General features: G+C 67.4%; 13 protein-coding genes. 8 read left to right on the forward strand and 5 right to left on the reverse strand.

The features are described from left to right. The first annotated feature begins 117 nt into the window (after nucleotides 1-117). Nucleotides 118-6765, forward strand: a complete 6648-nt coding sequence (locus IE302_RS07345) for a WXG100-like domain-containing protein (RefSeq protein ID WP_191252926.1) — start codon at nucleotides 118-120, stop codon at nucleotides 6763-6765. Nucleotides 6766-7294: 529 nt separating this feature from the next. On the opposite strand, the gene IE302_RS07350 is transcribed toward IE302_RS07345, so the two are convergent. Then, complete coding sequence (locus IE302_RS07350) at nucleotides 7295-8062, reverse strand: helix-turn-helix domain-containing protein (protein ID WP_093935458.1); 768 nt, start codon at nucleotides 8060-8062, stop codon at nucleotides 7295-7297. A 293-nt stretch (nucleotides 8063-8355) separates the two neighbouring features. On the opposite strand from IE302_RS07350, the gene IE302_RS07355 reads away from it, so the two are divergent. From IE302_RS07355 to eccCa, 4 genes are all read left to right on the forward strand, one after another. Beyond that, nucleotides 8356-9723: a cytochrome P450 gene (locus IE302_RS07355; RefSeq protein WP_191252928.1), complete on the forward strand. Its 1368-nt coding sequence runs from the start codon at nucleotides 8356-8358 to the stop codon at nucleotides 9721-9723. Nucleotides 9724-9728: 5 nt separating this feature from the next. Next, nucleotides 9729-10754 carry a terpene synthase family protein gene (locus tag IE302_RS07360; protein ID WP_191252930.1) on the forward strand — a complete coding sequence of 342 codons (1026 nt, stop codon included), beginning with the start codon at nucleotides 9729-9731 and terminating at the stop codon, nucleotides 10752-10754. Beyond that, complete coding sequence (locus IE302_RS07365; RefSeq protein WP_191252932.1) at nucleotides 10751-11773, forward strand: polyprenyl synthetase family protein; 1023 nt, start codon at nucleotides 10751-10753, stop codon at nucleotides 11771-11773. The genes IE302_RS07360 and IE302_RS07365 overlap by 4 nt, the downstream gene beginning before the upstream one ends. Nucleotides 11774-11960: 187 nt before the next feature. Then, entirely contained in the window at nucleotides 11961-15932 is a 3972-nt protein-coding gene (gene eccCa, locus IE302_RS07370) for a type VII secretion protein EccCa (protein ID WP_191252934.1), read from the forward strand. 724 nt (nucleotides 15933-16656) lie between these two features. Here the strand turns inward: eccCa and IE302_RS07375 are convergent. Then, nucleotides 16657-17124 carry an SsgA family sporulation/cell division regulator gene (locus IE302_RS07375; RefSeq protein ID WP_191252937.1) on the reverse strand — a complete coding sequence of 156 codons (468 nt, stop codon included), beginning with the start codon at nucleotides 17122-17124 and terminating at the stop codon, nucleotides 16657-16659. 173 nt (nucleotides 17125-17297) lie between these two features. Here IE302_RS07375 and IE302_RS07380 point away from each other — a divergent pair, with 173 nt between their 5' ends. Then, a complete protein-coding gene (locus IE302_RS07380; protein ID WP_191252939.1) occupies nucleotides 17298-17690 on the forward strand; it encodes a DUF6069 family protein in 393 nt (130 codons plus the stop codon). Beyond that, nucleotides 17687-18178: a hypothetical protein gene (locus IE302_RS07385; RefSeq protein ID WP_191252940.1), complete on the forward strand. Its 492-nt coding sequence runs from the start codon at nucleotides 17687-17689 to the stop codon at nucleotides 18176-18178. Before IE302_RS07380 ends, IE302_RS07385 begins: the two co-directional genes overlap by 4 nt. On the opposite strand, the gene IE302_RS07390 is transcribed toward IE302_RS07385, so the two are convergent. The 3 genes from IE302_RS07390 to IE302_RS07400 all read right to left on the reverse strand — a co-directional run bounded on the left by IE302_RS07390 (nucleotide 18171) and on the right by IE302_RS07400 (nucleotide 20551). Then, nucleotides 18171-18692 (reverse strand): LuxR C-terminal-related transcriptional regulator, encoded by a 522-nt coding sequence (locus tag IE302_RS07390; RefSeq protein WP_229907637.1) that lies wholly within the window; start codon nucleotides 18690-18692, stop codon nucleotides 18171-18173. The two genes, IE302_RS07385 and IE302_RS07390, sit on opposite strands and share 8 nt — an antisense overlap. A 799-nt stretch (nucleotides 18693-19491) precedes the next feature. Beyond that, nucleotides 19492-19911, reverse strand: coding sequence for a hypothetical protein (locus IE302_RS07395; protein WP_191252944.1), 420 nt, complete (start codon nucleotides 19909-19911; stop codon nucleotides 19492-19494). A gap of 91 nt (nucleotides 19912-20002) precedes the next feature. Next, a complete protein-coding gene (locus IE302_RS07400; RefSeq protein ID WP_191252945.1) occupies nucleotides 20003-20551 on the reverse strand; it encodes a CAP domain-containing protein in 549 nt (182 codons plus the stop codon). 376 nt (nucleotides 20552-20927) lie between these two features. Between IE302_RS07400 and IE302_RS07405 the strand changes: the two genes are divergently transcribed. Continuing rightward, nucleotides 20928-22094 carry an ROK family transcriptional regulator gene (locus tag IE302_RS07405; protein WP_191252946.1) on the forward strand — a complete coding sequence of 389 codons (1167 nt, stop codon included), beginning with the start codon at nucleotides 20928-20930 and terminating at the stop codon, nucleotides 22092-22094. Nucleotides 22095-22350: the final 256 nt, after the last annotated feature.

Raw genomic sequence — 22350 nt, forward strand, 5'->3', positions numbered from 1 at the left:
TTTCGGCCCAAACGGGCGTAACCCGGCGGTAACAGCCACCCGGTTGACGCAAAGTACACCTGTTCGGGTGCCGCTTCGCCGGGTCGAGAGGTAAGGCAGACGTTGGGTGAAGGCGGTGTGCGCATTCCCCCTGGGGTCCGGAAGTTCCTCGAGATCACCTTGGGGTTCTCCTGGCCGGAGAGTGACGACCAGGGATTGACCGCGCTGTGGCTGGCGTGGGCGGAATTCGAGACGGCGGCCGCCGCTTACCGGGCCGCGGCAGGTGCGGCGGGAACCGCGACCGCCGAGGCGCTGGTGGGCGAGACGGGCGAGTTCTTCGGCCACTACCTGGGCTCCACCGTCCCCGACGTGCTCGACGCCCTGACCCATGGTGCGGGCGAGCTGGCGAAAATGGCGAAGAACGCCGCCGCGGACGTCTACAAGACCAAGGTCATGTTCGTCGTTTTCGCCGCGTTCGCGCTGGCCACGGTCATCGAGCTGCTCGTCTCGGTCATCGGGGCCCTGTTCGTCGCCCCGGTCCTGGCCGCCGCGCGGATCAGCATCGGCGCGATCTGGCGCGCCCTGATCACCAAACTGGGTGCGCTCACGCGGCCGGTGCTCCTGCGGGGTCTGGCCGAGACCGGGAAGCAGACCGCGAAATTCGCCGCCATCGGCGCGGGTCTCATGGCGGGCACCGACTTCGGCGTTCAAGCCCAGCAGGTCGCCGACGGACTCCGCGACGGCTGGGACACCCGGTCGCTGACCTCATCGCTCGTCGGAGGCTTGCTCGGCGGCGGCTTCGCCGGGCTCTTCCACGCCGGAGCCGGCCTGATCCGTTCCACCGCTTTCTCTCTCGAAGGCCGGCTGGTCAAGACCGCCGCGGGCAAGATCGTCACCGCACCCGAAGGCGTGCTGCTGACCGAGCTGGCCGGCCCTCTCAAAGCGATCGGCCATCTCGCCTACGGCACCGGACAGGTCGGCGCCGCGCTGCTCACCGCGCCGCTCGTCAACGTCCTCACCGGCAACGCGGGTGCCAACCCCTTCCTCGGCATCGTCAGCGCGTTCAGCGCCCACGGCGGCGGACGGGCCGCCACCACGGGCTCCCCCGCGCTCGATGCGATCCACCCGCCCGTCCTGCCCACGTTCACCGTTCCCGAAGTGAAAACCGGCCCGACCACGGAGAAGAACCCGATCGCCGACGCTGGTGTTCCCCCGACGTACACCGCCGTGGTGGCGAGCAGGGAGCCCCTGCCGGCACTGGAAACGGCATCTGTTCACACCGCGGCCCCGACCGTGATCGGCGGCGACCCGCCACTCACCAAGGCAATGATCCCGGCAAGCCCGTGGCAGGCCGCCGACGCGCGTGAGCGCGGGCCGTCGGCCGCGGCCGTCCTCACCCAGCCGGTCCGGCTGTCAGTGCCGACCACCACCGCGGCAGCCGGCTCCCGCGCCGCAGAACAGGAAGCGGCGATATCGCCTGCCCGGAACGACCGGGGTCCCGTGCTGTCCAGCGTCATCACGGCACCGACGGCCCTGTCCGCGAACACCGGGCCCCGCGTCCACATCGTCCCGGACGGCGACGGTTCCCCGGTGCTCACACCGGGGCTCCCCGCAGAACGCGGTCTCTCGTCGGCCGCCACCTCGTTCCTGACCGAACCGCCCGGAACCACCGTCTCGATCGCGCCCCACCCGGACGCCGTGCAGGGCTCTCCCGCCCTGTTCCCTGATCTCACTCCCCGCGAACTCCTCCAGGGCCTTCCCACACATTCCCCGGTGCAGCCGGTCCGCGCGATCCCGCTACCCGGTGGTGGCGGCGTCGCGTTCATCACCGGACCGCAGACCCGGAACGTGCTCAACGCCTTCCCGTCTCCCGAACCCGGCGTGTTCCGTCTCGTCACCCACCAGGATGGCGGCCACCTTGTCTTTCCCGGCGATGACCACCGCCCCCTTCCCCATCGCCCGGGTCAAGTCGCCGAGGTCCTCAACCACCTCGACCCGCGGCTCGGGTCCTGGCGCGCCTTCAAAACCGTCGAGCTCTGGACCTGCGACCTCACCCCCGAGCACGCGACGACGCTCGGCCGCGCTGTCCGCACGGTCCTCGGCGCCGACCTCACCGTCGCCCACCCCGGCAGGCCCGTGTACCTCACTCCTCAAGGCGCCGTGCACACCACAGACCCCGGCGTCGAGGGCACTCTCACCCTCGGTCCGAAGCGGAACGCCACCGATCTCGGTTCAGCTTCCCGTGGCGCGCCCAGACGCCGCCAGGCCGCTGCCCCGCATGCCGCCGACGATCTCACCGAACTCGTCGATCCCGAAACGGCGACGCGACTCACCAGCGCGGCGATCGGAATATTCCATCGGTACGGCGACCTGAACCGGGCACATCTGCTCAGCTATCTGCGTGAGCATGGCGCGGCACTGAGAATCCCCACGGTCGCCGCCAAGGTGATCGGGCCGGCCAGGGAAACCGTCGCGAAGAACGACGAGCTGTGGACTCCGCTCTATCGAGGTGAACTCCAGCAAGGGGCGTTCGATCTGCGCAAGCCCGACGAGTTCACCGTGTGGTCGTGGCAGCAGGCGATCACCCGCCCCGTCGACACCGCGGAGCAGATCGCGCGAACCGCCTACGAAACCGGATTCAGCGGTCCCGCGGACGTTCTTGTCGCCGGGGCCAGGAAGGCGATCGAGGCCGCGAAAGCGGATGATCGCCGGCATCCGGAGCTGGTCCTGAAGGCTATCGACCACCGTCCGATGATCGAGGCGCTGGCTGATCGGTTTGTCGCCGATCATGGTTCGAGCCAGGCGAGCATCATCGAGCGATTGCGGGCAAGGAACGTACGAGGCGAGGACGCCGAACTCCAGCGGCTCGTGAACGAGCGCCAGGAAGCGTGGCGTGGAAGAACAGCCGCGGGCGCCCGACCGGCCTTACCCTCCGGCAAAACGTTCCTCGGCCGTTCTCTGGACGCGGACCGGCTCACCGATCATGAACTGATCGACAAAATCGCCTACGCCGCGGCCTGGGCCGACAAGAGCGCGACGCCCGCGGACCTGACCAGGAACCTGATCGAGGGCGGCGTCACCGGAGCGTGGGCGAATCTGTTCCGCTTGGTCGAAACGGCCACCGCGGAGGCTGCCCGCAACGGAGACCGGCTTCTCCCTTTGGATTCGGAGAACCCTGCTCATCACGACGCCATCCGGAGCCGGATCGGCACCATCTTGCGCGTGACGCCCGAACTGCGTGACCCGGCCCGGGTCAAGCGCTTGGGGAGGCACGCGCGAATGCGGCACATCTCCGGTTCGCAAGCCGCCCTCGAGGAGCACGTCCGGGCAGCGCTGGAAACGCCTGCCGACCACCTGCCGACGGGCCCCGAAACCGCCGGACCGGAATTCGATCCCATCGTCATCCGCGCCGGCGAACTCGACCCCGGCAACGAGGAGCACCACCGTGCCCTCGACGAGTTGGCCCGCAAGGTGGTCGAGGAAAACGGAAGCCTCCTATCGGCGACCTTGTGCTTCCACATGTATCGGGAAGGTGCCGCCAGAAAGGGAGGGATCGCAGAGCGGGTGGCCGCGGCGTTGGCCCAAGCCGCGGACGAAGGATCGTTGTGGCAACCCGTTTACCGTGGCCGCGCGCAAGACCTTCGTTTTCAGACGACCTATCCGAACGACTTCACGGCCGTGCTGTGGCAGCTGGCGATCAGTCATCCGAACGAAAAGGCGACGGAGATCGCCCGCCGCGCCGAACACGCCGGTTTGGTCGCCAGCCGGGACTTGCTGGTCGCATCCGCCAAGCGGGCCATCGAGGCCGCCGAACTGCATCAGCGTCGGCGCCCGGTCTTGAACATCGCCGATCGACAGCACGATCCGCGGGTCGACGAACTTCTCGATGCCGTTGTTCCCGCTCTGCTGAGACAGAAGCCCGACGACGACGTCGACCGTTTGCTGACAGCCGTTCGAACGTACAATCTGGAAGGAACCAATAGTAAGCTGCGTGCCGAATTGGCCGAGCGCAAAGCCGCTTTCGCACAGGCGAACACCCTGGGCACGGGACACCACCGAGCCCAGACCGGTCCGGAAGGCGAGCCGCCGTCGCTGGTTTCGGACGGGCTGTTCCTGGGCCGGTCACTCGACGCCGACAATCCGGCGGATCACGGCTGGATCGACAAGCTCGCCTACGCCGCGGCCTGGTCCGACAAGAGCGCCACTCCCCAACACCTGACCCGCCGCCTGATGGACGAGGGGATCAAGGGGGCGTACGACACCCTGGCGGCCCTCGTCGGCAAAGTCGTCGCCGAAGCCGTCAAGAACGGAGACCGGCTGGAGCGATTGTCCGCCGACTCGGCTTTCGACCGGCACAACGTCCAGCGACGCATCGGCGAGCTGCTCCTTCGCGACGCCTCGCTCCGTGATCCCGGCAACCCCGACCGGGTCACCCAGCTCGTCAAGCAAATGCGTGTCCGGCAGATCGCCGGCTCCCAAGGCGGTCTCCGCGCCCACGCCGAGTCCATGCTCGAAATCCAGCCTCACCGGCCTTTGCCCGACAGCTCCGGAATTCCCGCTCGCTCACCTGTCCGGCCGGTCCGCGCGATCCCGCTTCCCGACCAGATCGGGTTCGCCTTCGTCCAGGAGAGATACGCCGCGAACATCGCCGCCGCCTTCCCCACCCCGGAGCCCGGCGTCCTGCGCATCGTCGTCGATCACGACAACGGCGTCTTCTCCCTGCCGGGTTTCCTGGGCGGCGAGGTCACCCACACACCGGACCAGCTCATCGAGGTGATCTCCACCCTCCCGATCCCGCTCGCGACCTGGCACACGATCGGCGAAATCCGGCTTTGGGCATGCCGGATCACCGAAGCCGACGGCTACGCGCGGCTCCTCCAGGCCCTGCGAGACCATCCCTCCTTCGCCGCGGGAGGTCTCCGGCTGTCCGTCGCGCATCCGGGTCGCCCCATCCACATCACCCCGGACGGTCACGTCCAGCACGTCCCCTCAAGTGCACCCGGCACCCTCACCCTCGGCCCCGGTCACCCGGAAGCCGACCCCTCGACGCTCACTCCGGGGCAGACCCAGGTGTCGAGAATGCTCACGAGGCTGTCCGATCGGCTCGAACAGGCGCAACGGCATATCACCGCGCTGCCCCCGACCTTCGAGCCCGCCCTGCGCGCCGAAATCGATCAGCGGCAGGCCGCGCTGAGCCGGGTCACCGTGCGTGACCTGACCGCACGGGACGCGGCCGGGCTCCCCGCCAAGCTCGAAAGCGTCGACCGCCTCGTCGCCGCGCTGCGAGACGCCCGGCTGAACCGGATGGTGGCCCTGCACGACGCCGCCATCGCCAGGATCGGGCGCGGCGAAAGCCCGTTGCGGTTCTATCCGGACGGCGTACCCGACGGCGTGACCAGCAGCCCGGACGCCCGGTTCGGCCTGGAGATCGAGTTCCAGCTCCTCAGCGAGGAGTTCGACGGGGATATCAAGAGCCTCGGTGAACAACTCGAAGCCGAAGGCCTTCTCGAGTGGAACGACGGCAAGGATTTCCACGATACCGAAACCCAACCCGGCCGATGGACCTTGGTGACCGAGGACGTCCACGAGGGAGGCGGGGAGCTGCGTTCGCCGATCCTGCCGGGAGGACCTGGCAGCTGGACCGACGTCGCGAAAATGCTGCACAGCCTCAGGACCTACCGCGACAGCGAGGGCGAACCGCTGACCGCCGAACGGACAGGCGGTCACGTCAACCTCAGCTTCGACTACCAGCTCAGCCTGCCCGCCAATGGCAGGCTGGCGCGGCTGGCCAAGGCATTCGAAGACGTACTCTACCGCTTGGGCAACCACCACGGTCCCGCTTCGCCGCCCCGGAGGCTCACAATGGTCGGCCCGACTCCGCTGCCGCCGACCGAGGTCACCTCACTCCTCGACGTCCGGGGCCTCAACTTCGACCGAAGTGATGCGATCAACTTCACGCATGTGCGCTGGCGCCTGAGCGACCGCTACGAATTCCGGTTCTGGGCCGGCGCGCTCACCGAGGCCGAGTGGCAGGTGCACGCCGAAATCAGTGGCGCGATGCTGCTCGCGGCGGAGAATCCCTCCCTTGACGGCGTGCTGGGAGATCGGCTGACCCGGCCACGGCTGGTGGGGCACACACCCGGGTTCTCCAGCCCGCGGGACGAACTCGCCTACCTCCTGGACTTCCTGGAACTGCTGCCGCTGAGTCCCGCCGCCGAAGAGCAGGCCGTCGCCCTGCACTCCTGGACCCGTCCGGTGACGGTGACCAGGGCCAACGATCCGCGATACCGGGCACAGACCGTCATCGGACCTGGCGGCCGTGGGTGGTACTTCCCGATGCGCGGCAGCAGCATCGAAGACGCGGTGGCGACAGCCTCGTGCCTTCCCCGCTACCCTCACGCGGAGGTCGTGGCGGCCAGCCTGACCTCCGCGGAGGACGCGATCGACGCCTGGACCACCGGCCCGATGTCCTTCGGCGACTTCCTCCACGCGCTCTCCTCCCGTGACGTGACCCTCCGGGCGCAAAGCGCGAGACTGGACGAACCTCGTATCGTCCTCGCGGTCCGCAACGGAGCGGCACAGCTGGGTCCCAGGGTGTCGCTCGGCATGCGGGAACCGGTCGTGGTCACCGAAGGCCAGGTGCGGATCACGCCGGACGGCAGGCTGGAGACCGACGCGGAATGGATCGAACTGGAGTCCGGCTCGGTGCGGCTCCGGACCGGCCAGAAAGACCTCGGAGCGGCTCTCGAGGCCATGGAAGACATGGACAGCGAAGACGACTATTGAGTCGAGACGGACAGTTCGGCCGAGCACACGGATCCACGCTTTCGCGACATTTCCAGCGATGTCGCGAACAGTGCGCGGGCGCGTTTTCCGGCGAACACACGTGATCAGACGGCGATCATGCGTGATTGAGCGGCGATCACACTGGAATACGACGAATGGACAGAATTCGAAAACGCGGCCTACCAGGTCGTCCCGTCCTCCGCGAGGTGGTCACAGCGCGCGAGATGTCCTTCGGGGAGCGTGCATGTCCACCCGTCGTGCTCGGCGTCCGGCGGCACCGGAGTGAGCGAACTCGGACAGCCATTGACGATTTCGGACGCCTTCGGAATGGCTTTGTTCCTCGTCGACAATTCCATGGCATGACCTCTCCGTACAGTTCTACTGAATCCGCCGGGAGTAATACGTACGCTTCCCGGCTGAAAGCAGTTCAGCAGACCGGTCGGAAGTTGACCAGGAATCACCAAGAGTCGACAACAAACGGCCATCGATGATTAGACGTAAAGACGATCAAGGCGCCGCGGAATGCCGGTCAGCCGGCCTCCTGGCTCAGTGCCGACGCGCGCGTCGCGACCACACGGAGGTGTTTGGCGAAGGCGAAGGCGGTGCCACGAAGCGACTTCGCGGTGGAATTGAGGTCGAGACTCCCTGTCCGGCCGGTGACCGCCAAGGCGACCGGCCACGGCACGGACGCGTGCGGCACGGCCACGGCGAGCGTGGTGATCACCCCGGACCGGCACTGGCTGGTGGCGATCCCGGTCTTGCGCGCGGCGGCCAGTTCCTTCGCTCTGGCCACCGCGGCGGGCACCCTGCTGCTGTGCGCCAGCAGGATCCTGGTGATCGCGGATTCCGCCGAGGCCTTCCTGGCGGTCACCTGCTCGGGAAGACGACAGGTCCGGTGACCGTAGAGCTGGTTGAGGTGATGCACGGTGTCGCCGACGAGGACACTCAGGCTCGCGGTCTCGCCCGACGCGCGGTGCAGATCGAGCAGGAACGGCGTCGATTCCCGGCGGAACATCGCGAACAGATCCGCGTTGGCGCTGAGGCCGGCGTCCACTAACTGTTCACCTGCAAGATACCCGGCCTCGGTACGCGCCACGACACCGTGCTCGTGCAGGACGTTGAGCACCCGGTGGACGGTGGCCTTGGCCAGGCCGGTCTCCCGGGTCAGCACGGCGAGGGTGGCCGAGCTTTCGTGCGCGATGACCGCGTTCAGGACGAGCATCGCCTTGTCCACTGCGCTGAGTGTTTCCTTGGACCGCATCGGGTTCCCGGACAGAGAAGCTGGGGAAATGCTCATGGGTATCCGTCCACTTCGGCCACCTGGCAACTTGGTCACTCGATCGTGCGGCCGTGAAGCGGAGGGCGCCTACGCGGCCGCACCCCTCAGCGCATTTTCGGTCAGGCATTGTGCACTTTGGACCGCTTCCCAAGATCATTCAACGACGGCGTCCGTCGTCCGCGCGGGCATAACCGTTCACCGAAAAGGCGTTCCGAAGACCACGCAGGGTCATCGTGCGGAACAGTGCGGATCAAGGCCGACAAGACCATCCACGCCCCGGGTGGCCGACCGGACAAGGTCGAGGAGCACAGATGACCATCACCTCGGAATCGTCGCAGTACCGGCTCGGTGACGCACCGGGCCGGATACCGGTGCTCGGCAACGCGCTCAAGATCTTCAAGGACCCGCTGACGTACCTGCCGCGGCTTCGCGATCAAGGTGACGTCGTCCGGGTGAGACTCGGCCCCGGTGTCGCCTACATGGCGGTGACCCACGACGTGGTCCAGGAAGTCCTGCACCGTCCCCGCGTCTTCGACAAGGGTGGCGAGTTCATCGACAAGATGCGGGTCATCCTCGGCGACGGTGTCGGTACCTGCAGTGTCACCACGCACAAGCGTCAGCGCGCGTTCATCCAGCCCGCTTTCCAGAAGCACAAGATCACCGGCTACACCGAGGTGATGGCGAAGCACGTCGCCGACCTGGTCGGCTCCTGGCGGTTCGGTCAGGAGATCGACGTGCTGGAGGAGATGAGCAAGCTGACCACGCGGGTCACCGCGCAGGCCATGTTCTCCGACGACGACCTCGGCGCGGAGGCGATCGCCGAGGTGCAGCGTTCGTTCCCGGTGGTCTGGAAGGGCGTCTTCCGCCGGATGATGCTGCCCCTGCCGGTCGTCCACGAGGTCCCGACCAAGGCCAACCAGGACTACCGGCAGGCGCTGGCGCGGCTCGAAGGCGTGATCAACTCGATGGTGAACGCCTATCGTGAGGACGGCCGCGAACACGACGACATCCTGTCCGTTCTGCTCGCCGCCCGGGACGAGGACGGCACCGCGATGACCGACCTCGAGATCCGCGACGAACTCATGACGATCCTCGCGGCGGGTGTGGAGACGCCCGCTTCCGGGCTGGCTTGGGCCCTGTACCTCACCAGCACCCACCCGGATGTCGAAGCGAAGCTTCACGAAGAAGTCGACAGCGTGCTCAACACCCGGACGGCCACGCCCGAGGACTATCCCCGGCTTCCCTACACGAACCGGATCGTCAACGAGGCTCTTCGCATGTACCCGCCGGTGTGGTTCATCACCCGGCGCGCCGTCGTCGACACCACCCTGGGCGGTCACCACGTACCGGCCGGCTCCAGCATCCTTTTCAGTCCCTACGCGCTGCACCGGGACCCCGCCGTGTTCGCCGCGCCGAACACCTTCGACCCGGACCGGTGGCTGCCCGAACGGCTCCGGGAGCTGCCGAAGAACGCGGTGATCTCGTTCAGCGGGGGAAGCCGGAAATGCCTCGGGGACGTCCTGGCCAACCACGAGATGACGATCGCGCTCGCCTCCGTCGCCGCGCGCTGGCGGCTGCGGGAGAAGGCGGGGCATCAGCTCAAGCCCGTCCCGAAGGCCGAACTGACCATCGGTCACATGCCCATGACCGTCGAACCCCGCGGAACCCGGAAGAGCTGACCACCGTGCACCCAGCCGAACTCAGGATCTGGCCTTCGCCCGGCCACTCCCTGCTCCAGCTGCCCGACCGTATCTCGCCGTACGCCGAAAAGCTCGAACAGCGGATCCTGCACTGGGCGGACGAGTTCCGGGTACTCGACGGCGAACGTGCCCGGACGAAACTCGAACGCACGCGGCTCGGCGAGTTGATCGCCCGGTCCTATCCCCACATCACCGAAGACCGGCTCGACGCGCTGGCGGGATGGTTCCTCTGGGCGTTCGTGATCGACGACTGCTACGACGACGTCGTCGGTGACTACGACGCTTCGGCGGAACGCGTGCTTTCGGTCCTGCGCGGCGAACGGATCCCGGACATGACCCGGCTCGACGCGCTGCTCGCCCGGGTCCGGGAACTCGTGGTGGAGGGCAGGAGCAGGCACTGGCAGGCCCGGTTCGAGCAGCACATGGGCCAGTTCCTGACCGGGTTCAAATACGAGGCGGACAGCCGGGCCAGCGGGCGGACGCCCAATCTGCTCGGCTACACCCAGCTGCGCCGGGCGACCGGCGGGATCACCCCGTCGCTGGATCTGCTGGAGGTGGCGACCGGCCACGAGGTGCCGGTACTGATCCACGAGACCGAGCAGTTCCACATCCTGTTCAACCGGGCCGCGGACGTCGTCGTCTGGGTGAACGACGTCATGTCCCTGGAGAAAGAGCTGCTCTCCGGCGAGACGAGCAACGGCGTCCTCGTCCTGCGCCAGGAGATGGCGTTGTCGGACCAGGAGGCGATCGACGCCGTCTACGATCTCGTCGAGGGGCAGATCGAGCAGTTCGATCGGGCCCGCACCGTCCTTTTCGGACTTCTCCCCGGCTGGGGCGGCCTGACGGTGAGCGAGCTGGCCGCGATCGAGCTGTTCGTCGAAGGCCTGCAGACGTGGATGCGCGGCAACCTCGAATGGTCGCGGAACTGCGCCCGCTACCGGGTCGTCGACGGCGTCAGGCTGAGCACGGATTCCACATTGGTGAACACCACGAGGCAGGTGTCCGGATGACTTCGACCACCGATCTGGCGACCGATCCGATCGCCGCCCGCGCCCGCGTGCGTGAACTCATGCGGGAGACGGTGCGCCGCTCGTGCCCCACGGTCGCGCATATCGCCGGTTACCACGCCGGCTGGCTGGACGCGACCGGGCTGCCGCGGGCGGAACCCGGCGGGAAGGCGCTGCGCCCGACTTTGGCGCTGCTGGCCACCCGTGCCGTCGGCGCGGACGAGGGCCTCGGTGTGGTCGCCGGTGCCGCGGTCGAGCTGGTGCACGACTTTTCCCTGCTCCACGACGACGTGATCGACGAAGACGCCGAGCGGCGGCACCGGCCGTCGGCGTGGACGGTGTTCGGCAAACCGGCCTCGATCCTGACCGGGGACGCCTTGCTCGCGGCCGCGGTCGAGGTCATCGCCACCAGCGCGGCGCCCGGGGCGGCCGAATCGGTACGCCTGCTGTTGTCGTCGGTCCACCGGCTTGTCTCCGGGGAGTACCTCGACGTGGAGTTCGAAACCCGCGAGGTGGTGACACCGGCGGAATACCTGCGGATGGCTTCGGCCAAGACGGCGGCCCTGATCACCACGGCCGTCACCCTGGGGCCGACCCTGGCGCAAAGCCCGCCCACGTTCGTCACCGCACTTGAAGGGTTCGGGCGGCATCTCGGCCTCGCCTTCCAGATCACCGACGACGTGCTGGGCATCTGGGGAGACCCCCGGCTGACCGGTAAACCGATTCTGGGCGACATCAAGCGCCGCAAGCGATCCTTCCCGGTCGTCACCGCGATGGACGCCGGGACTCCCGACGCGGCATGGCTGCGGCGGCTCTACCGGAGCCCGGCCGTCATCACCGACGAGCTGGCGGAGGAGGCGGCCGAAGTGATCGTCCGCACCGGCGCGCGCGAGCGGGCCGAAGCGGAGGGCCGCCGCCATGTCTCCGCAGCAGTCGAACTCCTCGGGCGTCTCGGCCCCGGCAACGAAGCGGCGAAGAAGCTGGCGGAGCTGGCCCAGACCGTCACGAACCGCGAACGGTGAACAACCCGACGAGAAAGGAACTCGCCACCATGGCACTCAAGGAACGGCACGGCGTCATCCGCCCGTCCACGTTCAGGCAGCTCGCCCACGGTGTTTTCTGCTACGCGCGGACATTCGTGCGGGCGACGTTCCGCCGTAACTGATCGCCACACGCGCGAAGAACCTCACTCACCGAGTGGAGAGCCACATGGCCACGACCTTGTTCCCCCGGCGCACCCGGCGGCCGAAACCGCCGTCCTCCGGCGCGGACATCGAACTGCAGCCGCCACCGAGTGTTCCCGAGGACACCGGCGGCGGTGTCAGCTCGGTGCTGATGTACGCGCCGATGGGGCTCGGCTCGCTCGCGATGGTGATGATGTTCGTCCGGCCCGGAGCAGGGATCTTCGCCTATCTGGGCGGTGGCCTCATGATCCTCTCCACGATCGGCATGCTGGTCGCGCAGATGCTGCGGAACTCGGTGACGCACAAGCAGAAGCTCAACGGGCACCGGCGTGACTACATCCGCTACCTGGCGCAGCTGCGCGGTCGCGTCCGCAAGGCGCTGACCGATCAGCAGAAGGCGGCACGCTGGATCCACCCCGATCCGCACTCCCTGTGGTCCATGGCGCTGGGCTACCGCTTGTGGGAACGCCGCCCGGCACACGACGACTTCGGCGAGGTCCGCATCGGGCTCGGCACCCAGCGGTCCTCGCTCAACCTCACCCCGCCGGACAGCAAGCCGATCGAGGATCTGGAACCGCTTTCGGCGCATGCCCTGCGCCGTTTCATGCGCGCCTATTCCACCCTGCCGAACTCGCCGATCGCGGTCTATCTCCGCGGCTTCGGCCAGATCCAGTTCAGCGGCGACGACGAGGCCGTGCTCGGCGTGCTGCGGGCCATGCTCGCCCAGCTCGTGACGGCGCACGCCCCCGGCGACGTCCGGATCGCGTTGTGCGCCACCGAGGAGCGGCTGGAGCGCTGGGACTGGCTGAAGTGGCTGCCCCACAACCAAGACCAGGAAAGCCACGACGCCGCCGGGGCCAGGCGGCTGATCACGACGAGCCTCGACGAGATCGAACTTCTCGTGGGCGGCCCCTCGTTCACCGGTCGTCCGCGATTCGAGGCGGACACGCCGATCACGGCATCGGAACCCCTCGTGGTCCTGCTGGTCGACGGTGTGTCCGTGCCTTCCGACCACCGGATCGCCGACGAGGGCTACCGCAACGCGGTGGTGCTGGACGTCGGCGGCGCGTTGCCCTGGCAGCAGCGCCCTGACGTGCTCTTCCTCGAGATCGACGCCGACGAGATCCGGACCGTGTCGTTCGACCGAGTCGGCAAACCGCAGACCGCGCCGCTGTGCAGCCCGGACCAGCTCAGCGCGACCGCGGCGAACGCGCTGGCCAGGACCATGGCCCGGTTCCGGATCGGCGAAGCCGCCGACGGCGACGACGAGCCGTTGGCCGTCGACTACGACCTCGCCGCGCTGCTCGGCCTGGGCGACGTGGCGACCTTCGACCCGGTCAAGTACCGCCGCGAGCGGATGACCAGCAAGCGCAGGCTGCGCGTGCCGATCGGGATCGCCGCCAACGGGGTCCCGCTGGAGCTGGACATCAAGGAGGCCGCGGAAGACGGGATGGGACCGCACGGGCTGTGCGTGGGCGCGACCGGTTCCGGCAAGAGCGAGCTGTTGCGCACCCTGGTACTCGCGCTGGCCACCACCCACTCTTCGGAGGATCTGAACTTCGTCCTGGTGGACTTCAAGGGTGGCGCGGCCTTCCTCGGTTTCGACCAGCTGCCGCACACCTCGGCGGTGATCACCAACCTGGTCGACGAGATCGAGCTGGTCGACCGGATGCAGGACGCCCTGACCGGTGAGATGAACCGGCGCCAGGAACATCTGCGAGCCGCCGGGAACTACGCTTCCCGGCGCGACTACGAGGCGGCCCGCGCCCAGGGTGTCCCGCTGGAGCCGATGCCGGCGCTGTTCGTGGTGGTCGACGAATTCAGCGAGATGCTCACCAGCAAACCCGAGTTCATCGACGTCTTCGCGATGATCGGCAGGCTGGGCCGCAGCCTCGGTGTCCATCTCCTGCTCGCTTCCCAGCGGCTGGACGAGGGCCGGATCCACAAGGTGGAGACGCATCTGTCCTACCGGCTCGGTCTCCGGACGTTCTCGGCGATGGAGAGCCGCAGTGTGATCGGCGTCCCGGACGCCTACGAACTCCCGAACAGCCCCGGTAACGGCTACCTCCGCCCGGATACCCAGACTTTGGTGCGGTTCAAGGGGGCCTACTCGTCGGCGCCGTACCGGGTCAAACGCCGCCGGATCGACGCCGCTTCGGTCGGCCAGAACGTCGTCCCGTTCGGCACCCGGTACGTCGACCCGGCCTCCACTCCCGAACCGGAGCCGGAAGAGATCGACGAGCAGAGCGACTCCACGGACACGATGCTGGACGTGTTGCTCGGCAGGCTGAAGGGCATCGGCCCGCGAGCCCACCAGGTGTGGCTGCCACCGTTGAAGCAGGCCCCGACCCTCGATCAGCTGCTGCCCCCGCTGGTGGACCATCCCGAACTCGGGTTCCGCCCGATCGGCGATCTGCAGACCGCTACCCTCGACGTCCCGGTCGGACTGATCGACCTGCCCGCCCAGCAACGGCGCGAGCTGCTGAGCGCGAACCTTTCGGGCAGCAAGGGAAACGTCGCGATCGTCGGTGGACCGCAGAGCGGCAAGAGCACGATGGTGCGCACGCTGATCTGTTCGCTGGCGCTGACCCACACCGCCAACGAGGTCCAGTTCTACTGCCTCGACTTCGGCGGCGGGCTCACGGCACTGGCCTCGCTCCCCCACGTCGGCAGTGTGGCCAACCGGCTGGACCGCGACCGGGTGACCCGGACGGTGCTCGAAGTGACCAACCTGATGGCGCGGCGCGAAACGATCTTCGCCGAGCACAACATCGACTCGATGGCCAGCTACCGGCGGGCCCGGCGGGAAGGCCGGTATCTCGACCTCGATCCGTACGGCGACGTGTTCCTGATCGTCGACGGCTGGTACACGGTGCGGCAGGACTTCGAGGAGCTGGAGGAACGGTTCAGCGAACTGGCCGCCCGCGGCCTCAGCTTCGGTATCCACCTGATCATCGCCACCAACCGGTGGTCGGAGATGCGGCCGTGGTTGCGGGACGTGGTCGGCACCCGGTTCGAGCTGAAACTGGGCGACCCGGTCGACTCCGAGGTGAACAGCCGGTTCGCGGCGACCGTCCCGTCCATTCCCGGCCGCGGGATCACGCCGGACCGGTTGCATTTCCTCAGCGCGCTGCCGCGTATCGACGGCCTTTCCCGGACCGACGATCTCGCCGACGCCACGGTGGAACTCGCGGAAGCGCTGACCACGCCCCAGGCGCCGAGGGCACCGCAAGTCCGGCTGTTGCCGCACAAGCTGACCGTCCGTGAGCTGCCTGGGCCCACGGCGCCGAACCCGGCCGCGGAGATGCGCGTCCCGCTCGGGGTCGAAGACGTCCACCTGGCGCCCGAGTGGCACGACTTCGACGCCAGCCCGCATCTGCTCGTCTACGGTGACGCCGAAAGCGGCAAGACGAATCTGCTCAAGCACATCGCGCGCTCGGTGGTGGCCCACCACTCCTCCAGCGAGGCGCGCGTGATGTTCGGTGACTTCCGCCGAGAGCTACGCGGCTGCATCCCGGAATCGCACCAGCTCGAATACGCCGTCGGCGCCGAAGCGTTGACGAAGTCGATCGCCGGCGCGGCGACGATCTTCGAGAAACGCATCCCCGGCCCGGAAATCAGCCCGAGCAGGTTGCCGCTGCGTGACTGGTGGAAGGGCGGACGGCTCTACATCATCATCGACGACTTCGAGCTCGCCGAGACGGCGGGCAGCGCGGGCCCGCTGCAGCCGCTCCTGCCGGTGCTGGCACAGGGCGCCGATGTGGGTCTGCACGTGATCATCGCCCGCAGCACCTCGGGTGGCGGCCGGTCGATGTCGAACCCGGCGATCCGCCGCATGTGGGAGCTGGGCACCCCCGCGCTGATGTTGTCCTGCCCCAAGTCGGAAGGGGCCTTCCTCGGCAACCTGAAGCCCCGGGTGCTGCCGACCGGACGTGCTCAGTTCGTGAACCGGCGCCGGTCCGTGCGGCTCGTGCAGACGCCTCTCGTCGAATCTTGACGTTGGCGTCGCGAAGGTGGCTTTCACCACGCCTTTATTGAAAGGTGAGGCAGGTTGCGTGTGTGGCGTGCCGGGATCCACTGCCGCGCTAACCCCTCGCAGGCGGCTTCAAAGCAAGGCCCTGCGGCGCGGCGCCTGACAACAGCCCCAGGAGAGCTGGACGCGCTCTCGACTGTCCACAAGAGACAAAACTCGTAGCCAGAGCGCCCGATTCAGGCACTTTGGGCAACTTTCCGACGGGGTCGTGAGTGGTAAAGAGGGTTAGAACCCTCTTTACCACTCACGACCCCACGCGCAACTGCACATAAAGGCATCACTCGGACACGCGTTCGGCTTTGAGTGTCCCCTATGGACACCGGAGCGCGGCGCCTCACGCTTGAATACGCCACCACTCACGACCCTGTCGAAAACCGCACCGGAAACGAAAGAAGCCGACCGCCGAAGCGGCCGGCTGAAGCATTCTGACGGAACGCGCCGTCACGGAAGTCTTCCCACCTAGCGGGCTGGGGACTGTCCGGGGGGCTGAACGGCCCCCAGCCCGGATGCCGGCGGTGGTGGGGCCCGATCTCCCGCCGGTTCGCGCTGACGCTAACGCGCGATGAGCCGACTGGCCGTGCCGGTTGTCCTTCCGGCCAAGGCCCCTGCCCGAACAGCCGCCGGCCGAACCGAGAACCTCGGCTCCATGGCCCGGGAATCACGCTGTGAGGACCGGTATCCAAAGCCCTCAGCTCTCCCGTTCTCCGCCACCGACCAGGTGGCTCAGCTCACGGTCGAGATCGAACCAGCGCCATTCCTCGCCGGGAGCCACCAGGGCATGGCTGCAATCGAGGAACTCGACCAGTTCGCCCAGCCGGACGGTGAAGGTGGCCGAGCCTTCAGTCGCCATCAAGGTCACCATCACCCGCCTGGCACCGTCCGGATCCGGACCGATCCGCACGTCTCCCTCACCCGATGGCGTGAGTATTCCCGCGGACAGAAGTTCCCTTGAGAAGAGCCATTCCGCCTCGATCGCCGTATCGCGCAGGAACCGCACCACGACGGCGAACGGATCGCTGGTGTCGTACCTCAGTTCGCAGCTCTCCGGCAGCTCCGACCCGTCGGGCAGCAGCCGCCCGAAAACGATCTCGTGCCGGTGCGTCACGTGCCGGACCGAAAGGTCGTCCGGCGTTCCTGAATCCACTTCTCGGTTCATCCGACCAGGATCGCCGCACTGTCTTCATTCGACCTCAATCGCTCCGCCGAGGCACGGACGATCGCACACTGGGCGTTTCCGTGCGCGGATCATGCCCGAAGTTCTCTGGTATCGGACGGCCTTTTCCGGCGACCATCGACAAGCGCGGCACTCTGCCGGGGAAAGGAATCACGATGCGCACCATTCACCCCACCCGCCCTCCCGCGCTGCGGATCATTTTGGCCCTGATCGCGGCACTGACCGTCAACATGGTCATCGCGCTCGTCGCGGGGTCCCTGGACGAGGGACCGGCCACGGTCGGGCTCGACCCCACCGAGTACCTGCCGGCCACGGTGGTGGGTTTCCTCGTCGGGTCCCTCGGCTTGAGCCTGCTCGCGCGCTTCGCGCCACGGGCGCCGCGGGTGGTCGTCCCGGTCGTTCTGGTCCTGTCGTGGATCCCCGACCTGCTCCTTCTGAACGACGGCGCGACCGCAGTCAACGTCACCGGCCTCATGATCATGCACCTCGTGGTCGGCGGCGCGGTCGTCGGCGCCTTCGCCAGGACGATCCCGGACGTGGCGCGGTGACGGCCGCTCCCGAGACCTCGCCGCGGCTACAGGCGGCGGCCGAGTTCTATCGCGGCGCTTTCGCCTGGGACGTCGAAATCGGCGAACGTTCCCTGGCCTTGGTGCTGACCGGGGGAATAGCCGCGTTCTCCGTTCCCTTCCACACCAAGAACCAGCATCTCTTCTCGGCGCGGGACGCCGTTCCGCGCGGACCGCTGATCCTGACCCCGGGCGCGCCGTTCCGGGTGCACGCGCTCGTCGACGCGAGCGACTTCGTCATCCCGGACCAGGATCTTCCCGAGAACGTGCTGTTCCACCGTCCGCTGAGCAAGGTCCTGCTACCGCCGACGGTCGGTACCCGCGGAGCGGTTCGCTGGCTACGTGAGCCTTCGCCGCAAGAACGCTGGCTTCCTCTGGCCGCGGGGGTCTTTTCGGCACTCTCCCGGCCGAACCGCCGGAACGCCGCATATCGGCGGCGGGTGTGGCGTGACCGCAACGGCCTCAGCTGATCACGCCGGCGCGCAGGGCCAGCAGCACCATCCGGGTCCGGTCCCCGGTCTGCAGTTTCCGCGCCATATGCGCGAGATGTCCCTTGACGGTGTTCGGCGAGACCAGGAGTTCGGTGCCGATCTCCTGGTTCGTCCGTCCGTCGGCCACCAGGCACAGAATCTCGATCTCACGTTCCGAGAGAACCGCCTTCTGCACGGCGTACTCTGCGACGACGCGTCTCTCGTCCGCCGAAGGTGACTTGCGCGCCGCGATCCGGGTCGCCGAGTCCGGCGAATCGGCCAGGTAGCCGACGGCATCGGCGCGGAGCGCCGCCACGGCGAGACCGGGGTCACGCGAACCGGCGACCACGAGCACCCTCTCCGCTCCCCGCCGGTGCAGGTCACCCACCTGATCGACCATGGCGCGCGCGTCGCCGCCCGCGTACAGGACAGCGACATGGGTCCTGCTCGCCGCGGTCTTCCCCGCACGGAAACCGCGGGGCGTACTGCCTTCGACGACGCGCTCGGCCCCCATCCTCCGTAACCGGCCGGCGTACGCGCGCCGTCTTCGAGGATGAGGGTCCACCACCACGGCGCGGAATCGCGCGTCCCTGGGAACCTCCGGAACCCGGTCTGCCTGCTTGAGTGGCGGCCCGAAGTAGGATCTCACACGGACAAGGGGCAGCGAAGGTGAATTATTCTCGTTCATGCTCCGCCGAATTCTAATTAGGCGGAGCGCGCAGTCAAGGAGACAGCACGAAATTCGGCGAGACATGCCCTTTCGACCCGATCGACTCTTCAGGCACTCGCCAAATCACCGATCATCCTATGTCCGAGTCGCCGAGCCCGCAACTCCTGAAATCATCGGCGAATAACCACAAGAATGAAATGCGAAATCCGCTCACTTTTCACGAATGCCGTCGATGTCCAACGACAATGCCCTTATTTCCCTTTTCCGCACCACCGAGCGCGGATAAAGTCTTCGTTGTGACACCCGATCGGTTCCCCCGCCGATCCCGTCACCGAAAAGAAGAAGACCGCGGCACGCTTCGTTTTCACCCATCCCCCGCCCGGAGCGGGCAGTGGTCACAACAGTTCTCGGTCACCGAGGACTCCCGGCCTTGACCGGGGCAGTGCAGGCCGATTCGCGCCCCATCGCACGGGCCTGCCGGAACCCGAGGAGCCGACGACGATGCACCCCTCATCGTCGTCGGCTCCTCGGCGTCGTCACCGGATCCCGGAACGCGAACCTTCCTTCCCGCACGTCCAGCCCTCAGCGCGGCACGGCTCACCCGAAAGCGCGGTGAGCCGTCCCCCTCTCCCTCCGGACCGGATCAAGCGCTGGGCAGTGTCTCTTCGGGCACCGGACGTCCCGCGCGTTCCCAGTCGGCGAAGGTGATGACGAGGCGCTGCCACAGCAAACGATCCCCGATCTCCGCGACTTCCATCCGGGGACACTGCGAATGCTCGTCCCAATGAGTGAGGACCCGGACACCGGTGTTCGTCGCCTCGTCGACGAACAGGTGCTCGTCGAGCAGCCAATGGATGCTGCGCCGGGTGTGCGTCACCGAGGGCAGGGCCGCGTGCACGATCGCCGCGGCGGCGCGGTGCTCGATTCCGGTGATGAACACCGCGGGCGTCAGCGGGCTCTTGCGGAGAGCGTCGACGAGTACGGCCCGATCGGGCGGGCGCTTCGGAACACGACAGCGCCCGATGAAGGCCGACCGAGCGCTTTTCTCAGGAAGGTTGTTCATACTCGGATATTCCCACTTCCCGCCCGGTTCGGAGAGGGTAAGTGCCATCCGTAGGGACGAACACGGGAAACAGCCGACAAAAGGGCGGCTCTCAGTAACCGAAATTCTGGGTCCAGTACGGCCCCGCGTCGGCCAGGAAATAGACACCTACGCCGATAGTGGTGAATTGAGGGTTGGCCAGATTCGCCCGATGCCCGGGACTGTCGAGCCAAGCCTGGACGACCGTTCGCGGGTCGACCTGACCGCGAGCGACGTTCTCCCCGCCCGGATGGGGATATCCGGCCGCACGCATCCGGTCGGCCGGCGTGCTGCCGTCGGGCGCGACATGCGCACAGAAGTTCCTGCGGGCCATGTCCTTGCTGTGCCGGCGCGCGGCCGTCCGCAGCCGTTCGTCGGTCTCGAACGGCGGAAGGCCGGACTTCTTCCGGAACACGTTGACCAGCCGGGTCACCGCGTCCTCGTGCCGGGCCTGGTGCGCGGCGCTGCCCACGATCGAGGCGAACGGCGAGTCCCGCTCGGACGGCGCGGCTTCGCGCACGGAGGTGCGGACCACCGAATCCACGACCGGCGTGGCCTTCCGGCGCAAAGAGCCGCGCGCGGCGGACTTGCCACGCTTCCGGTTTCGACGACTTTGGGGCATGCGATCCCTTCCGCCCACCGGAGATACCCTCTCCGCAAGCTAACACGAGAGCGCCCCGGCATCCCGCGACCGGCCTCCAGGGTCAGCGGGACCGCCCGTTCGGACAGGATTCCGGCAGTGAATACTTCCCAGTAGTAATACTTGGACTTCACCTTCCTCGAAATCCGTGTCGTAAAACAGCACCCAGCGTATCCCGAATACGCATTTTATTGACAGGCAGTCAACACTGCTCCCGAACAGCGTTCAACAAGCAACCGGGTGACGAACCGCCACGAACGGGCAGCCAGTTTATCCGAAAAAGCAAACAATATTGCCTTCGGCGGAAACCGAATGGTGAAGTCGATTTTCGAGGGTCAACGGGGAGGAAAGTGACTCCATGCGCGGCGAAGCCGGCCGGGAAATGCGCCGTTATAATCGATCTTCGGTGCTGACCACCCTGTACCACGAAGGTCCGTCGAGCCGGGTGGAGCTCAGTGACGCGACCGGCCTGAGCTGCTCGGTGGTGAGCCGGGTGGTCACCGAGTTACTTTCGAACCGGGTGATCCGGACGGTCGGAGCCGCCGACTCACGAGGAGGACGGCCGCGAATCCTGGTCGAGGTGAATCCCGACTACGGTTCGGTGGTCGGCGTCGACGTGACCGAGGACAATGTCCAAATAGGTCTCTACGATTTCGCTCTGCGACAGCAAGCGGTTTCGCATTTCCGCGCTCCCGGCAGCCTGTCGGACGTCGGCGCGCTTTCCCAGCGGATCATCGCCGGGTTACGGTCGGTCGAACGCGCGGCGAAGACGACACGCGGAGCCATCATCGGCGCCGGAGTCGCCGTGCCCGGCCCGATCGGCGTACCCGCCGGCACGGAGCTGGCGACCGAATTGGCCGGCCGCAGCGGCCTGCGCATCGTCCTCGGCGACAACCGGGTGCGATCGCTGGCACGCGCCGAAGGCTGGCTGGGCGCGGCGGGCAAGGCCGGCCGCACAGCGGTCGTGGTGCTCGAAGCCGAGGCACATGTCGTCCTGGTCGAGGAGCGGCGGATCGAGTGGTCCGGCGATTGGGGCCACACGACCTTGGTCTACGACGGACGGCCTTGCCGGTGCGGTGCGCGCGGATGCGCGGAGACCTACATCGGGGCGGACGGAGTGCTCGAACGCCACCGTCAATTCTCCGGCGGCACACCGAAGCCGGGTTCCAAGGCGGGCCGCCGTCTCCTGACGGCTCCCCATCCGGAACTCGCCCGCGAGACCGTCGGTTATCTCGGCGCTTCCATCGCCGGAATGACAAATCTTCTGCAGCCCGAGCGCGTCGTCCTCACCGGCTGGTTCGGCCGCGCGCTGAGCGAACGGCATCTCGACGAACTACGCGAGAATCTCGCCGAACGCGCGCTCGGGCCCACGACGATCGAGGCGGGCCTGGCCACCGCGGCCACCGCCCGGATCGGAGCGGCGGCGCTGCCGATCTGCGCTTTTTTGGAGTACGGACAGGATCCGCGCAAAGTCATCCCGCTGGAAGACGGCAGGCCCGCCGGTTTTCCCTACGCGGTCCCGTGATCGGAGGCGCGGGGCGAAGGCGACTGCGGCGTAGGTCGGAGTGTTGTGAAAGCCACTTTCACAACACTCAAGGTTGCGAAAGCGGCTTTCACAACATCACCAGCGCGTGGCGTCAGAGGGCCGTGTCCGGTGGAAGCGGCCGCCGGTGCCGTGAGGGCACTCCCATTGTCCGAAAGATCACCGGTTTCCCTCTGACCGAGCTGCCAGCCCTACGGTTGGTCTGTCGGCGGAGTTACGGTGATCCTAGGTGTCCGAG

The sequence above is a fragment of the Amycolatopsis oliviviridis genome, assembly GCF_014654365.1.
Classification (GTDB): Bacteria; Actinomycetota; Actinomycetes; order Mycobacteriales; family Pseudonocardiaceae; genus Amycolatopsis; species Amycolatopsis oliviviridis.

Excerpts from the sequence above, each read along its gene's own strand:
- IE302_RS07355 (WP_191252928.1), top strand. The coding sequence starts at position 8,356 with ATGACCATCACCTCGGAATCGTCGCAGTACCGGCTCGGTGACGCACCG.
- IE302_RS07380 (WP_191252939.1), top strand. The coding sequence starts at position 17,298 with ATGCGCACCATTCACCCCACCCGCCCTCCCGCGCTGCGGATCATTTTG.
- IE302_RS07350 (WP_093935458.1), bottom strand. The coding sequence starts at position 8,062 with ATGAGCATTTCCCCAGCTTCTCTGTCCGGGAACCCGATGCGGTCCAAG.
- eccCa (WP_191252934.1), top strand. The coding sequence starts at position 11,961 with ATGGCCACGACCTTGTTCCCCCGGCGCACCCGGCGGCCGAAACCGCCG.
- IE302_RS07400 (WP_191252945.1), bottom strand. The coding sequence starts at position 20,551 with ATGCCCCAAAGTCGTCGAAACCGGAAGCGTGGCAAGTCCGCCGCGCGC.
- IE302_RS07395 (WP_191252944.1), bottom strand. The coding sequence starts at position 19,911 with ATGAACAACCTTCCTGAGAAAAGCGCTCGGTCGGCCTTCATCGGGCGC.
- IE302_RS07390 (WP_229907637.1), bottom strand. The coding sequence starts at position 18,692 with ATGGGGGCCGAGCGCGTCGTCGAAGGCAGTACGCCCCGCGGTTTCCGT.
- IE302_RS07365 (WP_191252932.1), top strand. The coding sequence starts at position 10,751 with ATGACTTCGACCACCGATCTGGCGACCGATCCGATCGCCGCCCGCGCC.
- IE302_RS07375 (WP_191252937.1), bottom strand. The coding sequence starts at position 17,124 with ATGAACCGAGAAGTGGATTCAGGAACGCCGGACGACCTTTCGGTCCGG.
- IE302_RS07405 (WP_191252946.1), top strand. The coding sequence starts at position 20,928 with ATGCGCGGCGAAGCCGGCCGGGAAATGCGCCGTTATAATCGATCTTCG.